This is a genomic window from Lactococcus allomyrinae, assembly GCF_003627095.1.
Classification (GTDB): domain Bacteria; phylum Bacillota; class Bacilli; order Lactobacillales; family Streptococcaceae; genus Lactococcus; species Lactococcus allomyrinae.
Genome location: NZ_CP032627.1, coordinates 2,246,596 through 2,262,268, shown reverse-complemented (window position 1 = coordinate 2,262,268; position 15,673 = coordinate 2,246,596). Strand labels below are relative to the sequence as shown.

The window sequence follows — 15,673 nt, the reverse complement described above, 5'->3', positions numbered from 1 at the left end:
GCTCTGTTCTCAGATGATTTCCCAAAAGTTAAGCAGTACCAGATAAAATTCCAATTAAAATAAAAATTGCCACAGGTCTTTTTATTTTTTTCTTGCCTTTTTCATTGCTTTTTCACGAGCTCTTACTTTATCTTTTTCGGCTTTTACCTTTGCCTCACGAGCCGCGATAATTTTATACGGATTAGCAAGCAACATTGTTTGGAATACTTGGAAAGCATTTGAAATTACCCAGTAAAGTGCAATACCTGCCGCAAAATTAACACCCATAATCAAGATAAAGATTGGCATAATATAAGTCATTGATGTTGTCATTGCATTTTTTTCTGGTGCAGATTTCATCATCAAATAAGAACTTAAGAAAGTAAAAATTGCCGCTAATATAGGTAAGATAAATGTTGGATCCTTTGCACCAATATCAAACCAAAGAAAAGTACCGTGTTTTAAGAAATCCACACGAGATAATGCTTGATAAAGTGCCCACAACACTGGCATTTGAACCAAAAGGGGCAAACATCCCATATAAGGATTAACTTTATTTTCTGCATAAAGTTTTTGAATTTCTTCGTTCATCAAACGACGAGATTCCACATCTTTGCTTGGATATTTAGCCTGAATTTTTTTAATTTCAGGCTGAATTTCTTGCATACGCTGGCTAGATTTGATTTGGACATTCATCAATGGGAGCAAGGCCGCTCGAATGATAATTGTGAATAGAATAATGCCGATACCGGTCAATCCGCCAAAAGACAAGAAACGAATGACTTGTGCAAAGCCATATACAACTTGGTCCCATAATCCGCTTGAGCTACTTGTTACCGCTTGTGTCCCACAGGCTGTGAGTAACAAAAGAGCAGCTCCCGTTATTCCGACCAAAGTAAGTTTCTTTTTCAATCGTTTTCTCCATCTACATAGATTTTTGATAACTTCAGGACGTGTTTTAGATTCTTCTTTACCTCATCAAAGCTAAGATTTTCAACACCACTTCTTGCAATGACTACAAAATCTTCATCTGTTAGAAAAGGTGCAAATTCAGCAATAGCATGACGTAGCAGACGTTTAACACGATTACGCTGAACGGCATGCCCTAATTTTTTACTTACTGAAAACCCCACACGAAAGTGAGGTTGACTAGCATCTAGTTTGTAAATAACGAATCTTTTATTGGCAAAGCTATGTTTCGCTGAAAAAATCTGGTCAAAATCTTTTGAGCGTTTCACGCGATATGTTTTTTTAATAGCCAAGCCACCCTCTCCCATCTTAGAAATTACCGTTTTAATTTTATCATAAAGTTGATGAAAAGTCACTTTCTGGTATGAAAACGCTATAATTTCATTAACTATTTTAATCTTTATGAAATAAAAATCTGTCAATAATGACAGGAGTTTTTGAATCTTATCAATTTATGGCTTACGTAAAGCTAAAGGCGCCAACAACTGGTTTACCATATAATCAAATGATTCCTCTTTTGAGATTGAACCAGAGTTTCGAAAATAACCAAGCTGAGTCAATGTAATAAAACCGTGCAAAGTAGATCTGAACATCCGACTGATATGAAAATTTTCATCCTCTGTTAAATTAAAATTATCAAGGCTACGTCGAACAAGACGAATATTTTCTTTCGCCAGAAACTCCAGCTCAGCATTGTTAGTCTGGTGAATGACATTAACTAACTCATAAACGGATTCATATTGCTCTGCAAATTTTTTATAACTTTCTGCATAAGCACGCAGAGCATCCAAGGGATTTAGTCCAACCATCGCATGAGTCAATTCATAGTTTAAAGCTCTTTGCAAATATACTGCTGTCGCAACACGTACTTCCTCCATATTCTTGAAATGATTATAAAGTGAAGGAGCTTTAATTCCAAAATATTCTGCTAGACGTGGGAAACTTACATTTCCTAAGCCAATCGTTCCAGCTAATTCAATCGTTGCTTGAACAATTTTTTCTCGTGTTAGTGCTATTCTCGCCATGATTCGTCCTTCCAAGATATTTTCATCTGATAATCATGAAAATTCAATGTCTTTAATCGTTTTTTTTAGTTTATTTGCAGTATACAAACGTTTAACGCCTGAAACATTAAACAATATTAGTATAAAACTATTTCAATTATTTTTCAAGCAACTATCTATCATTGACAAACTACGAATAATAGTTTTATAATAATATTAGATATTCTCAAGAAGGAAGTATATATTAAAAATGAAAGAAGCATGGAAAAAAAATCTAATTGTTTTGTGGTTCGGGACTTTTATGACCGGCATTGGCTCAAGTCTCATCTCACCATTTATCTCACTCTATATTGGGACTTTAGGAAACTATTCAAAAACTGAGTTAAACATTTGGTCAGGACTCATCTTTTCGTCGACTTTTGTCGTTTTAGCGATTGTTTCACCTTTATGGGGAAGATTAGCCGACCAGAAGGGAAGAAAGCTCATGCTGTTGCGTGCTTCTCTAGGCATGGCGATCTCCATTTCACTGATGGCTTTTGTCACCGCTGCTTGGCAACTGCTTGTTTTACGGATGCTACTGGGCGCTTTCTCTGGTTTCATTTCCAACTCAATGGCATTGATGGCAAGTTCAACTCCAAAGGAAAAATCTGGTTCAGTTTTGTCTTTGTTGACTACAGGCTCTGTAGCAGGAACCTTAATCGGTCCAATTTTCGGCGGAATTTTAGTTGGCTTTACTGGCTATCGCCATGTATTTACTGTAACTGGAGTTATCTATTTTCTTGTCTTTATCATGACTATTTTCTTCGTCCAAGAAACTTTCAAACCTGTCGAAAAGAAAAATATGTTAACTTCAAAACAAGTTTGGAAAGTCATTAGTCACCCTGCTGTTATTTGGGGGATGTTCTTGACTACCCTCATTACCAACATGACGAATCAGTCCATCAATCCTGTATTATCACTTTATGTTCAAGAGTTAATGCATGGACATGGAAACATCACACTTATGGCAGGTATTGTCGCTGCTGCTCCAGGTATCGTAACATTAGTTATTGCACCGTTTTTGGGAAGGCTTGGGGACCAAATTGGTCAAAAAAGAATCCTTGGGTTTGGGTTGGTCTTTTCTATGGTTGTTTTCTTGGCGACCGCTACAACTACAAATGTTTGGTTCCTGATAGGAATGCGCTTGTTAGTCGGTATTTCCGATGCAGCTATCTTGCCTTCTGTACAAGCTATCTTAGCAAAAGAATCCCCCAAGAGGTCACTGGTCGAATCTTTTCTTACAATCAATCTGCTCAATCAATTGGTGCGTTTGCTGGTCCACTCTTAGGCTCCGCGATTGCTGGATTTATTGACTACCGCTACGTATTCATTGGCTCTGCAATTCTTGTCATCTTCAATCTACTTAACTACTTCACACATACTAAAGAATTGCCAATAAAAAAAGAACTCCATGCTTAACCACAGCATATAACACAACGGAGTTGGCAAGTTTGTCAATCTGAATTGTAAAAGAACTTCAAATTTGAAGTTCTTTTTTTGCTTGTTCAATTTGTGATTTTACTGAATCAAAAGCTGTTCCACCAAGTGATGTTCTTCTGGCAACAGCTGTTCTTGATTTCAGAACTTCATAAACATCTTGTTCTATCAACATTGACAATTTCTGATAATCTTGTAAACTGACACCTTGAAGATAGATTCCTTTTTTAGTGCAATCTAATACCAACTTACCAACAATTTCATGCGCTTCTCGAAATGGAATTCCCTTTGTAGCTAAATAGTCTGCAAGTTCTGTTGCATTTGAAAAATCTTTCTGTGTTGCACTTTCCATGTTTACATCATTGACAGTCATTGTTGACAGCATTCCTGTCATTACCGACAGAGCTGTCAAGATAGTATCTGAGCTGTCAAACATCCCCTCTTTGTCTTCTTGTAAATCTTTGTTATAAGCAAGAGGTAAGCCTTTCATGACAGTCAATAATCCCATCAGATTTCCATAAACACGTCCTGTTTTTCCACGTATAAGCTCAGCCATGTCAGGATTTTTCTTTTGCGGCATAATCGAAGACCCTGTTGAATAGGCATCTGATAAAGTAACAAATTGAAACTCAAAACTACACCAAAGTAAAATTTCTTCACAAAGCCGTGATAAGTGCATCATCAGTAAACTCGAATTTGACAGAAATTCTAAAATAAAATCACGGTCGCTGACAGCATCCATTGAATTAGTGTAAACTTTGTCAAAACCGAGCAACTGAGTTGTCAGTGCTCTATCAATTGGAAAAGTTGTTCCAGCAAGAGCTGCAGCTCCTAAAGGATTCATATCCGTGTGTTTTATGTTGAACTCAAAGCGTTCAAAATCACGTGTAAACATCTGATAATAAGCCATCAAATGCTGCCCAAAAGAAATAGGTTGTGCGTGCTGTAAATGGGTATAACCTGGCATGATAGTGTCAACATGGTTTACAGCTAAATTGACAATGGTTTGACGAAGTTCTGTCAGCACTGACAAAACTTCTGTCAGCACACTTTTCAGATACAAATGCATATCTGTTGCCACTTGGTCATTTCTGGAACGAGCGGTATGAAGTTTTCCTGCTATGGTGCCTATCTCATCATGAAGATAAGATTCCATGTTCATATGGATATCTTCGTTTTCAATTTTGAATTCGATTTGACCACTCATAAGCTTTTGCTCAACTTCTGTCAGTCCATCTGCAATCTTTCCAGCTTCATCAGCAGAGATAATACCCATTTCCCCCAACATTTTCACATGAGCGAGTGAACCTTGTAAATCAAAAGGGGCAAGCCTTTGTTCAAATTTAATTGATGCTCCAAATTCTTCAGTTTGTTTATTTAAAGACGCTTCAAAACGTCCTCCCCAAAGTTTTTCTACCATTTTTCCACTTTCCAAAAGCTGTCAGTATGCTGACAGAATCATTTTGTATTGACTTGAGCGTTAACTTGAGTTGGCAGCCCCCAAAGTTTGATGAAACCAACTGCAGCAGCTTGGTCAAATTCATCAGCAGCAGTGTAAGTCGCCAATTTTTCATCATAAAGCGAGTTAGAGGACTTACGACCAATAGGTGTTGCAGAGCCTTTATATAATTTAACTTTTACCACGCCGTTAACTACCTTCTGAGTTTCATCAAGATAAGCAATCAAAGCTTTTGTCGCTGGGTTAAACCATAAACCATTATAAATCAAGTTAGATAACTCGTTTTCAATAACTGATTTAAAATGTGATAATTCACGAACAAATGTCAAATCTTCTAAATCTTTATGCGCTTTTAATAGTGTAATTGCACCTGGACACTCATAAAATTCACGTGATTTAATCCCAACCAACCGGTTTTCAATATGATCAATCCGTCCAATCCCATGTTTTCCTGCAATAATATTCACTTCTTTTATAATTTCATGCAATGGCATATTTTTGTCATTGAGCGCAATGGGAAGTCCTTCTTTAAATTCAATCTCGATGAATTCTGCTTCATTTGGTGCATCTTCAATAGAATTCGTCATGAAAAAGGCATCTTCTGGACAGGTATTCCAAGGATTTTCAAGCACACCTGCCTCAATTGCACGGCCCCATAAATTCATATCAATAGAATAAGGATTATCCAAATCAGCTGGAATAGGTACACCGTTTTGGTTCGCATATTCTATTTCTTCTTCACGCGCCCAGTGCCATTCACGGACAGGTGCAATCACCTCAAGCTCGGGCGCTAATGAATGAATAGCCACTTCAAAACGAACTTGGTCATTCCCCTTACCCGTACAACCGTGTGCAATCGCTGTTGCCCCCATTCCCTTTGCAACTTCAACCAATTTTTCAGCAATCAGAGGACGACTCAAGGCAGAAACCAATGGATATTTATTTTCATACATTAAATTTCCTTTAAGCGCTGCACCAACAAAAATTTCAGCAAATTCTGACTTACAATCTATAACCACAGATTCCACAGCCCCAACTTGGAGTGCTTTATCGTGGATAAAATTCAAATCTTTTCCCTCACCAACGTCCATACAAGCTGCAATAACATCAAATCCTTTGTCACTCAGCCATTTTACCGCAACACTTGTATCCAAACCACCTGAGTAGGCTAATACAACTTTTTTATTCCCCATCTTCTCATCTTCTTTCAAAATTAATATAAATACGATTATATGGCATATTTATTCATTTGTCAAGATTTTTGTATAAATATACGCTTTTATTTTTAGCAAAACAAGTGCATGCTAATCCTCCGACCTTTTAGGTCGGAGATACAGCAGCACTAAGCCTTGAATTTAGTCTTGACTTCATATTTTCTTATCTCGTATTACTTTAAGAAGCGAATTAACTATGGTATAATATAATTAAATAAAGGAGTGGAGCCATGGCAGAGTGGTAATGCACTGGACTCGAAATCCAGCGAACCGTGTAAAGCGGCGCAGGGGTTCAAATCCCTTGACTCCTTCTATATCACGGAATTATGAGATTTATATTTAATTAAAAACTCTTAATTTATTTCTATGAGTTACCAAAAGTTACCAGTTTTCTAAACTATACTAAACTTTGGGTTAACCATACTTACTCCTTTTCCTCCTGTTGTTTACCCTCAACAGGAGGTTTTTTTGTTTAAAATTAACCAATCTCGATTATTTTATTCACCCAATTCATCACCTCAATGCCCACTTGTCATCTTGATTCCCAAAATACCTATGATAAGCAATCCAACAAAAACCCATGTAAGTGCCGGTATTTCATCTTTAAATAATAAAACCCCAACTATAATTGTCCCTACTGCACCAATCCCTGTCCACAGAGGGTAAGCTAATCCTAAAGGGAGTTTCTTTAACGCAAGGGCTAGAAAAATAAAACTCGCAAACATTCCTAGTACAGTCATAACAGAAAACTTTATATTAGAAAAACCTTCACTTAATTTCATTGTGGTTGCCCACACTACTTCAAAAATACCTGCTAATAGTAAGTATAACCATGTCATTTTTTCTTCCTCCATATAAGAAAAAACGACTATTTGCATTTCTTCCAAGACCTACTGAAATGCAAATAATCGCTTTTACGATTTACTCCCGGTGGAGTTATTATTTATTTTCTATTATTCTAACACATTTTATCTAAAATATCTAATCACTATTTATTCAGCTGATTTGTAAAATAAAAATTAGACAAATATAGTATTTATGTCCAATTTCGTGTATAATAAGTTTCATGAAAAAATTGACAAAAAAACGGATATGGCAATGGTTAATCGGGATTTTCGCTCTACTTATCATCGCTGACATCGGAGCAACCTTATATTTCTACCGAGTAGCTTGTGTAAGAAACGACAGTCCTATCAGTCAGGTCAAAACGACAAGTCCCAACTATGCTCTAGTTAAAAACTTTAATATGTTACCCAAAACAACTGTGACGATTGAGAATGATAAACTAAAACTTGATGCTTGGTATGTACCTGCTAATAAAGCCACTGATAAAACAGTCATCGTCGTTCATGGATTTCGACAAGATAAGACAGCAATGCGTCAGTATGGTGAACTTTTCCATCAGTTAGGTTATAATGTCTTAATGCCTGATAATCGAGGAGCTGGACAATCTCAGGGAAACTTTATCAGCTTTGGATTTCACGATAAATATGATGTTATTGCATGGGCAAACTATCTGACAAATAAAAATCCTCAAAGCGATATAACCCTCTACGGTCTATCAATGGGCGCTTCTACTGTTATGATGGCCTCTGGTGAAAAAACACTACCTAAAACAGTCAAAAGTATCATTGAAGACTGTGGTTATGACAATGCTTGGGACGAGATTACTTATCAAGGAAAAGTTGGATACAATGTTCCAGCATTTCCACTTGTTTATAGTGTTTCACTCGAAAGTAAGATACGTCAAGGTTGGTTCTTCCAAGAGGCAAGCGCTACAAAATCTCTAGCTAAAGACAAACTTCCTATCTTATTTATTCATGGAAGTAAAGACACCTATGTTCCTACTCGCATGGTTTATGATAATTATAAAGCAGTCAAAAGTAATGTTCCTAAAAAATTACTTATTGTAAAAGGAGCAGCTCACGCAAAATCTTTTGAAACAAATCCAACTTTATATCGCTCTACTATCTCTAAATTTATGAATGAATACAATCCTATCAGTACTGGCCAATAAGACAATATAATCGCCAGTAACTTTCCACTTTATTCTTGACAGCTTATATCAAAAATGGTACTATATTAAGGTACTGTTTTGCGGTGGTGGCGGAATTGGCAGACGCGCAGGATTAAGGATCCTGTGACCGCTTTAGGTCGTGAGGGTTCAAGTCCCTCCCACCGCACTCGGATAACTCAGCTAAGGCTGAGTTTTTTTATTCTCTTTTTTATGATAAAATAGGAGGGTGTTGAAAACTTTTATTTTAACAAAAATTCCAAATGAGGTAAGATTCCCATGATGAATATGCAATCCATGATGAAGCAAGCTCAAAAGTTACAAAAACAAATGCAAGCTTCTCAAGAAGAAATCACAAATACTACCTTCGTTGGTAAATCAGCTCAAGAACTTGTTGTTGCTGAATTCTCCGGCGATAAAGTACTGAAGACGCTCAATATTAAAGCAGATGTGATTGACCCTGAGGATCCTGAAACTTTGCAAGATATGGTAACTGACGCAGTCAATGATGCGCTCTCACAAATCGAAAAAGTAACTGAACAAAAACTCGGAAAATTTACTAAAGGATTGCCTTTTTAATCTTATAAATTTTAATAAAAAGCTACCCGTTCTCAATGGGTAGTTTTCTTAGTGACCACCCAAAGCATGATGAAAGCTGTCAGTATACTGACAGCTTTCTGTTTGGATAAAAAAATATTATTTTGTATATTCTTCGACAAGAGTGACAACTTCTTCCAAAGTTGCACATTCTGTCAAAGCTTTATTAGACAACTCTTCCATTTTCTTAGAGTCCAAACGTTTCATCAATGAACGTGTTTGAAGCACAGAAGTTGCTGACATTGAAAATTCATCAAGTCCCATACCCATAAGAAGCGGTACCGCTGTTTGGTCACCTGCCATCTCACCACACATACCAGCCCATTTGCCTTCAGCGTGGGCCGCTTTGATAACATTGTTAATCAAACGAAGGATAGATGGATTATAAGGTTGGTAAAGATATGACACTTGTTCATTCATACGGTCTGCAGCCATTGTGTATTGGATGAGGTCGTTTGTACCAATCGAGAAGAAATCAACTTCTTTTGCAAATTGATCTGCAAGCATTGCTGCTGCTGGAATTTCGATCATAATTCCTACTTCAATGCCGTCCGCAACTGGAACACCTTCAGCAATCAACTTAGCTTTTTCTTCATCATAAATTTTCTTAGCTGCACGGAATTCAGTCACAAGTGCAACCATTGGGAACATAATACGAAGTTTTCCATGAACAGAAGCACGAAGCAAAGCACGAAGTTGAGTACGGAACATCCCGTCACCAGCTGTTGAAAGACTAATACGAAGTGCACGCCATCCAAGGAATGGGTTCATTTCTTTAGGAAGATCGAAGTAAGGCAAAGTTTTATCTCCACCGATGTCCATTGTACGGACAACGACTGGTTTACCATTCATGCCTTCAAGCACGGCCTTATATGCTTTATATTGGTCTTCTTCTGTTGGGAAATCTTGTGCATCCATATACAAGAATTCTGTACGATAAAGTCCAATTGCTTCTGCACCATTATCATTAACACCTTCAACGTCTTTTGGAGTACCAATATTTGCAGCAAGTTCAAAATGACGTCCATCTGCTGTTATAGTTTCGGCATCTTTAAGTGCTGCCCATTCAGCTTTTTGAGCCGCATAAGCTTCACCAGCTTTGTGGAATTCACCTTGTTGTTCAGGAGTTGGATCAAGAATAACCTCACCAGTCAAGCCTGAAACAGCCAATAACTGACCTTCAGATACAAGTTCAGTAATATTATTTGTACCAAGAACAGCTGGAATTTCAAGTGTACGCGCCATGATGGCTGAGTGAGAAGTACGTCCACCAATGTTTGTAACAAAAGCTTTAACGAATCTCTTATCAAGTTGAGCTGTGTCTGATGGCGTCAAGTCTTCAGCAACGATAATAACTTCTTCATTAATCAAAGCTGGATTAGGCAGATTTACTCCTAAAAGATGGGCTAAAACGCGTTTCGTCACATCCTTGATATCGGCTGCACGTTCTTGCATATAAGCATTGTCTTCCATGCCTTCAAAGATTGCGATAAACATATCTGTCACTTCTTTGAGGGCAGCTTCAGCATTTACAGATTTAGAATTAATTGTCGCTTTGATTTGGGCAGTCATATCTGGGTCTGAAAGAACCATCATATGTGCATCAAATACGGCTGCGGCTTCTTCTCCAAGGCTTTCTACTGCTTTGTCCTTAATGAGTTGAAGCTCGCTTTGCGACGTAGCAAGTGCTGCATCAAGGCGAGCTTCTTCATTAGCTGTATCAGTGATTGTCTTTGTTTCAAAAGACAAATCTGGTTGGACAAGCAAGTATGCCTTAGCTACTGCTACACCTGATGATGCAGCGATACCTTTAAGCATAGTTGTCATGATTATTCAGCAAGTCCTTCTTTAGTCATTGTTTCAGTGATTGTTGCGATAGCATCGTCAGCGTCTGCACCTTCAGCTGAGATAGTAACGTCAGCACCTTGACCAACACCGAGTGACATAACACCCATGATTGATTTAAGGTTTACTGATTTACCTTTGTATTCCAAAGTGATTTCTGAAGTGAATTTTGAAGCTGTTTGCACGAGCAATGTAGCTGGGCGTGCGTGGATACCAGTTTCTGCAACGATGTGGAATTCTTTAGATGCCATTTTTATGGTTCTCCTTAGGTTGTTTTTCGTTTTTACTGATAATATCTGAGGATATTTATCACTTTAAAAATTGTACCATAAAACGAAAGGGTTTGCAATAACTGCTTATGGTTTTCAAAGATTTTTTCATAAATTACTCTGTCTTTCCCCTCAACATCAGCATTCATCATGTGTTAAATTTAACAAACTTTATTTACAAAAAAATAATTCTATCAGTACTGACAGAATTATTTTTTAAATCATTTAGTAGTTATTCGATTCTGCATTATAAATTTCTTTAACCAAGTCTTCTGTTTTTTCCCAACCAAGACATGGATCTGTAATGGACTTTCCAAAAACATCCGGACGATCTTGACGTCCATCTTCAAGATAAGACTCAATCATAAAACCACGAACATATTTGTGAATTTTTTCATCCCAATCGCGATTGACCAAAGTTTGACGCACAATACGAATCTGTTCCATATATTTTTTCCCTGAGTTGTCATGGTTTGTATCAATCACAACAAATGGATTTTTTAGTCCCATCTTTTCGTATAAGTCTATCGTTTCCAAGAGATTATCTGTGTAGTAATTTGGATGATATTTTCCATTCTCATCTTGTCCACCCGAAGAATGATATGAGCTAATGGATTACCTGGAGTTTGTACTTCTGCAAGTCCAAAAAGAAAATCTTGTGGTTGTTGTGCAGCATAAACACCATTAAACATCACTTTTAAATTACCAGAAGTCGGATTTTTCATCCCCGTTGGCGCATCAATACCACTGGCGACAAATCGGTGCTGTTGATTTTCCACCGAACGTGCTCCTACCGCATGGTAGCTCACCAAATCATCTACCATTCTCAGATTTTCGGGATAAAGCATCTCATCTGCAGTCGTCAAACCTGTTTCTGTAATGACTTTATAGTGCAAATCACGCACCATCTTAATTCCATTGATAAGGTCAGTATGCCCATCTGCATCAGGTTCGTGAATCAACCCTTTATAACCATCACCATTTGTCCGAGGTTTTGCCGTATAGACACGCATCACCATAAAGATTTTATCTTTTACTTCTTCTTGCAGCTTTGCAAGGCGACGTGCATATTCAAGAACAGCTTCTTCATTATCTGAAGAACAAGGGCCAATAATTAAGAGAAGGCGCTCATCATCTCCTTTGATGATAGCTTCCAACTCCTTATCCCGTTTAATTTTTTTTGCCTGTTGTTCACTATTCAGATGACCCAACATTTTAATGGCATCAATATTTATTTTGGGACTTATCTCTTTAAAAGTCATAATTTTCTAAATCCTCTTTATTCAAATCAAGCGCCCCTAAGGGCGCTTCTTATTATTGTATCAAAATTTTTGAAAATACCTGCAAAACTAATATCGTCAGTACTGACAAAAAATCTGTCAATAACCTTTAAGCAATATGTGCACGTCCATGACAATTTTTAAATTTCTTACCAGAACCGCAAGGGCAAAGGTCATTACGCCCCACATTTGCAAATGGGTTTTCACCATTGTCAGTGCTGACAGAAGTAATATTTCCTTGTGATGCTGTTGTCATTGCACGAGGTGCCTCTTGACGTATTGCCGTTTGTGGTTGAATTTGAGCTTTCATCATCAAACGAGTAATCTCAAACTCAATCGCACCAATCATATCGTTGAACATCTTATAAGATTCTTCTTGATATTCAACAATCGGATTATTTTGAGCATAGCCACGCAAACCAACAGATTGACGCATTTGGTCAAGTTGGTCAATATGTTCCGACCAATTGTTATCAACAACACGTAAGATAACTGCACGTTGAAACTCTAGTTGACGATCAGCATCCGATAATTTCTCCATTTGTGAGGCATAACGAACTTTGACTTTCTCAAAAATCAAATCTTTCATAGCTTGCGCTGACAAACCTGTCAGTTCTGACAACTCAATTGCATCCTCTGGCAACATGGTATTTTGTACGGTTTGGAGAAGATTCATCAAGGTTTCTTCGTCTTTTAGGTTACCGGCAATCGCATGACCATCTACTTGTCGCTCAATTGCACGTTTAAACATACCCATCAATTCCGATGACATATCTTCTTTCGCCATGATAACGCTGTACCGTTGCGCATAAATCACTTCACGTTGCTCACGAATCACATCATCATATTGCAAAACTTGCTTACGACTGTCATAGTTATTTCCTTCGACACGTTTTTGCGAACTCTCGATTTGACGAGTAATCAAGCCGGACTTAATCACAGCATCTTCACCAGAAATTCTCATGCGGTCAAGGAAGGCCGAAACACGCTCAGAACCAAAACGTTTCATCAAATCATCTTCAAGAGAAAGATAAAACTGAGAAACACCAGGGTCTCCTTGACGACCAGAACGTCCACGCAACTGATTATCAATACGGCGACTTTCATGACGCTCCGTACCAATAACTGCAAGACCTTGAAATTCAGGGTCTGCATGGTCTATTACACCAGGACCAAGCTTAATATCAGTTCCCCGACCAGCCATATTAGTTGCAATGGTTACAGCCCCTTGTTGCCCAGCGTTCATGATAATTTGTGCTTCACGGAAATGGTTTTTTGCATTCAACACTTCATGCGGAATTTTTGCCTCAACCAATTTCTTAGAAATTAATTCAGAAGTTTCAACCGCAACTGTACCAATCAAAATAGGCTGACCTTCGGCATGACGACGTTTAATATCATCTACAACAGCTTTAAATTTAGACTCTAAAGTTGGATAAAGTAAGTCTGGGTGGTCCATACGCTTGACCGGTCGGTTCGTTGGAATTGGCGTAATTTGAATGTTATAAATTTCACGGAATTCTTCTTCTTCCGTTTTTGCTGTCCCTGTCATACCAGACAACTTCTTATACATACGGAAGTAGTTCTGAATCGTGATTGATGCCATCGTCTTAGACTCATCCTGAATAGGAACAGCCTCTTTTGCTTCGATTGCTTGATGAAGCCCATCAGAATAGCGACGTCCCGGCATAGTCCGTCCTGTAAATTGATCAATAATCAAGACTTCTTGATTTTCATCCACCATATAATCAATATCATGAAGCATGATATAGTTTGCACGAAGCGCATTATCCACAAAGTGAGTAAGTGCAACATTTTCCATATCATAAAGATTATCAATCACAAAGAATTTCTCGGCTTTATCAATCCCTTCTTCAGTCAAAGAAATTGTTTTAGATTGTAAGTCAATCTTGTAATCATCTCCTTCTTCGTAGTCAGAAGTAGCGATATTCAAGTTTTGACCTTTGAGTTGTTTTGCAAATTGGTCTGCACGATAATAAAGGGCAGATGAAGATTCCGCTTGACCTGAAATAATCAAAGGCGTCCTTGCTTCATCGACCAAAATAGAGTCAACTTCATCGACAAGGGCGTAGTTAAGCGGTTTTTGAACCATGTCTTCCGCACGTGTTACCATATTGTCACGCAAGTAATCAAAACCAAGTTCAGCAGAAGTTGAGTAAGTGATGTCACAATTATATGCTTCACGCTTTTCTTCTGGAGATTTTGAATTTAAGTTCAATCCTACAGTAAGCCCAAGCCAACTATAAAGCTCTCCCATCTCAGTCATGTCACGTGTTGCTAAGTATTCATTGACTGTAACAACGTGAACTCCCTTGCCAGACAAAGCGTTGAGATAAACTGGCATAGTAGCCGTCAAAGTTTTACCTTCACCTGTACGCATTTCAGGAACGTCACCATTGTGAAGGACAATCCCACCCATGATTTGCACATGGAATGGATAAAGACCGAGAACACGCCGTGCCGCTTCACGACAAACAGCAAATGATTCATAAAGTAAATCGTCCAGCTCCTCACCTTTTTCGACACGTTCTTTAAATTCTTGAGTTTTAGCTTTTAATTGCTCATCAGTCAAATGCTCCATTTCATCAGCAAATGATTCAACCTTGAGCGCCATTTTATTAAGTTTTTTTAGCTCTTTTTTGTCATTTTCGACAAATTTTCGAATGATATTTGGCATATTTTCTCTTTCAGTAATAAGTAGATACTTCCTTTAATTTTAACATTTTTCTCAAATTTTTACAAATTGAAATCTTTTATTATGGGTACTTAAACACAATTAATAATCAAAAATCGAATTTCTGAAAAAATTCGATTTTATTATTTATTTTTCTCATAAAAAAGTAATGCACAAGTGAATGATATAACATCAATCGCTTATTTCACTTCATAGTGGAAATTTGGATTAAGTTCTTTATCAAGAGCAGCAAACGCTTCTTCCATACGACGATTGACTTCTTCAATTCCTTCTGCATTTGCTTTTTTTATATCAGAAATATCAATTGGCTCTCCGAAGTTAATCGCAACTTTCTGACGCTTGAAAACACCTTTCATTGTGAGAGGTCCTTGGTAGACAGCAGGTACAATACGAACATTTGCCATCTTAGCAATGAGCGCCACTCCACCTTTCATTTCTGAACTATGCCGACTTCCCGAAGGAAACATAATCATAGATTTATTTGATTCTTTAAGCATTTTCACAGCGTGTTTAATCGGTTTTGTCCCTGGATTATTGCGGTCAACAGGGAATGCGCCACACATTTTAATCCACCAACCACCAAATTTATGTTCAAATAGTTCTTTCTTTGCCATAAAGATGAACTGTTTTGGTCGTGTCGCAAAAGCAAACCATACAGGTTCCCACGCCATGCGATGAGGAGCAACCAAAATATAGTTCTCGTTCTTTGGAATTCTGTCAACGTTGTAATATTTACTACGACCATTAAGTATAAATAGCAAGAACGCAACTAGATTGCGCAAAAAAACGTAAAAGCCGTGGTGCTGTTTTTCATACTCTTTCATAAAGTTTATATTTCCATTTCTTTAAAG

The 15,673-nt window shown here is 37.6% G+C and carries 12 protein-coding genes, 2 tRNA genes and 2 pseudogenes; 5 read left to right on the top strand and 11 right to left on the bottom strand.

Features of this window, described 5'->3' with window-relative positions:
* Window positions 1-81 precede the first annotated feature (81 nt).
* The 3 genes from D7I46_RS10725 to D7I46_RS10715 all read right to left on the bottom strand — a co-directional run bounded on the left by D7I46_RS10725 (window position 82) and on the right by D7I46_RS10715 (window position 1,973).
* Window positions 82-891 (bottom strand): YidC/Oxa1 family membrane protein insertase, encoded by an 810-nt coding sequence (locus D7I46_RS10725; protein WP_120772863.1) that lies wholly within the window; start codon window positions 889-891, stop codon window positions 82-84.
* The gene (gene rnpA, locus D7I46_RS10720) at window positions 888-1,241 is read right to left on the bottom strand and encodes a ribonuclease P protein component (protein WP_120773357.1); all 354 of its coding nucleotides are present in this window, start codon (window positions 1,239-1,241) and stop codon (window positions 888-890) included. The genes D7I46_RS10725 and rnpA overlap by 4 nt, the downstream gene beginning before the upstream one ends.
* Window positions 1,242-1,400: 159 nt before the next feature.
* On the bottom strand, window positions 1,401-1,973 hold the full coding sequence (locus D7I46_RS10715) for a TetR/AcrR family transcriptional regulator (RefSeq protein ID WP_120772862.1): 573 nt from the start codon (window positions 1,971-1,973) through the stop codon (window positions 1,401-1,403).
* Between the two features lie 229 nt (window positions 1,974-2,202).
* Here D7I46_RS10715 and D7I46_RS10710 point away from each other — a divergent pair.
* Window positions 2,203-3,410, top strand: a pseudogene (locus tag D7I46_RS10710) (multidrug efflux MFS transporter).
* Between the two features lie 58 nt (window positions 3,411-3,468).
* Here D7I46_RS10710 and argH read toward each other — a convergent pair.
* The gene (argH, locus tag D7I46_RS10705; protein WP_120772861.1) at window positions 3,469-4,848 is read right to left on the bottom strand and encodes an argininosuccinate lyase; all 1,380 of its coding nucleotides are present in this window, start codon (window positions 4,846-4,848) and stop codon (window positions 3,469-3,471) included.
* Window positions 4,849-4,886: 38 nt separating this feature from the next.
* Entirely contained in the window at window positions 4,887-6,080 is a 1,194-nt protein-coding gene (locus D7I46_RS10700; protein ID WP_120772860.1) for an argininosuccinate synthase, read from the bottom strand.
* Between the two features lie 238 nt (window positions 6,081-6,318).
* Here D7I46_RS10700 and D7I46_RS10695 point away from each other — a divergent pair.
* A tRNA-Ser gene (locus D7I46_RS10695) sits at window positions 6,319-6,413 on the top strand.
* 206 nt (window positions 6,414-6,619) lie between these two features.
* Here the strand turns inward: D7I46_RS10695 and D7I46_RS10690 are convergent.
* Window positions 6,620-6,940: a DMT family transporter gene (locus tag D7I46_RS10690; protein ID WP_120773356.1), complete on the bottom strand. Its 321-nt coding sequence runs from the start codon at window positions 6,938-6,940 to the stop codon at window positions 6,620-6,622.
* 227 nt (window positions 6,941-7,167) lie between these two features.
* On the opposite strand from D7I46_RS10690, the gene D7I46_RS10685 reads away from it, so the two are divergent.
* From D7I46_RS10685 to D7I46_RS10675, 3 genes are all read left to right on the top strand, one after another.
* Window positions 7,168-8,118: an alpha/beta hydrolase gene (locus D7I46_RS10685; protein ID WP_120772859.1), complete on the top strand. Its 951-nt coding sequence runs from the start codon at window positions 7,168-7,170 to the stop codon at window positions 8,116-8,118.
* Between the two features lie 80 nt (window positions 8,119-8,198).
* Window positions 8,199-8,284: transfer RNA gene (locus D7I46_RS10680), tRNA-Leu, on the top strand.
* A gap of 110 nt (window positions 8,285-8,394) precedes the next feature.
* Entirely contained in the window at window positions 8,395-8,694 is a 300-nt protein-coding gene (locus D7I46_RS10675; RefSeq protein WP_120772858.1) for a YbaB/EbfC family nucleoid-associated protein, read from the top strand.
* Between the two features lie 117 nt (window positions 8,695-8,811).
* Here the strand turns inward: D7I46_RS10675 and ptsP are convergent, their stop codons facing one another.
* The 5 genes and pseudogenes from ptsP to D7I46_RS10650 form a co-directional block, all read right to left on the bottom strand.
* On the bottom strand, window positions 8,812-10,539 hold the full coding sequence (gene ptsP / locus D7I46_RS10670) for a phosphoenolpyruvate--protein phosphotransferase (RefSeq protein ID WP_120772857.1): 1,728 nt from the start codon (window positions 10,537-10,539) through the stop codon (window positions 8,812-8,814).
* Between the two features lie 2 nt (window positions 10,540-10,541).
* Window positions 10,542-10,808 (bottom strand): phosphocarrier protein HPr, encoded by a 267-nt coding sequence (locus D7I46_RS10665; protein WP_120772856.1) that lies wholly within the window; start codon window positions 10,806-10,808, stop codon window positions 10,542-10,544.
* Between the two features lie 243 nt (window positions 10,809-11,051).
* Window positions 11,052-12,088: pseudogene (locus D7I46_RS10660) on the bottom strand (3-deoxy-7-phosphoheptulonate synthase).
* A gap of 127 nt (window positions 12,089-12,215) precedes the next feature.
* Complete coding sequence (gene secA, locus D7I46_RS10655; protein WP_120772855.1) at window positions 12,216-14,804, bottom strand: preprotein translocase subunit SecA; 2,589 nt, start codon at window positions 14,802-14,804, stop codon at window positions 12,216-12,218.
* 197 nt (window positions 14,805-15,001) lie between these two features.
* Window positions 15,002-15,646 (bottom strand): lysophospholipid acyltransferase family protein, encoded by a 645-nt coding sequence (locus tag D7I46_RS10650; RefSeq protein WP_120772854.1) that lies wholly within the window; start codon window positions 15,644-15,646, stop codon window positions 15,002-15,004.
* Window positions 15,647-15,673: the final 27 nt, after the last annotated feature.

Excerpts from the sequence above, each read along its gene's own strand:
- ptsP (WP_120772857.1), bottom strand. The coding sequence starts at position 10,539 with ATGACAACTATGCTTAAAGGTATCGCTGCATCATCAGGTGTAGCAGTA.
- D7I46_RS10650 (WP_120772854.1), bottom strand. The coding sequence starts at position 15,646 with ATGAAAGAGTATGAAAAACAGCACCACGGCTTTTACGTTTTTTTGCGC.
- secA (WP_120772855.1), bottom strand. The coding sequence starts at position 14,804 with ATGCCAAATATCATTCGAAAATTTGTCGAAAATGACAAAAAAGAGCTA.
- D7I46_RS10685 (WP_120772859.1), top strand. The coding sequence starts at position 7,168 with ATGAAAAAATTGACAAAAAAACGGATATGGCAATGGTTAATCGGGATT.
- D7I46_RS10690 (WP_120773356.1), bottom strand. The coding sequence starts at position 6,940 with ATGACATGGTTATACTTACTATTAGCAGGTATTTTTGAAGTAGTGTGG.
- D7I46_RS10665 (WP_120772856.1), bottom strand. The coding sequence starts at position 10,808 with ATGGCATCTAAAGAATTCCACATCGTTGCAGAAACTGGTATCCACGCA.
- D7I46_RS10715 (WP_120772862.1), bottom strand. The coding sequence starts at position 1,973 with ATGGCGAGAATAGCACTAACACGAGAAAAAATTGTTCAAGCAACGATT.
- D7I46_RS10675 (WP_120772858.1), top strand. The coding sequence starts at position 8,395 with ATGATGAATATGCAATCCATGATGAAGCAAGCTCAAAAGTTACAAAAA.
- argH (WP_120772861.1), bottom strand. The coding sequence starts at position 4,848 with ATGGTAGAAAAACTTTGGGGAGGACGTTTTGAAGCGTCTTTAAATAAA.
- D7I46_RS10700 (WP_120772860.1), bottom strand. The coding sequence starts at position 6,080 with ATGGGGAATAAAAAAGTTGTATTAGCCTACTCAGGTGGTTTGGATACA.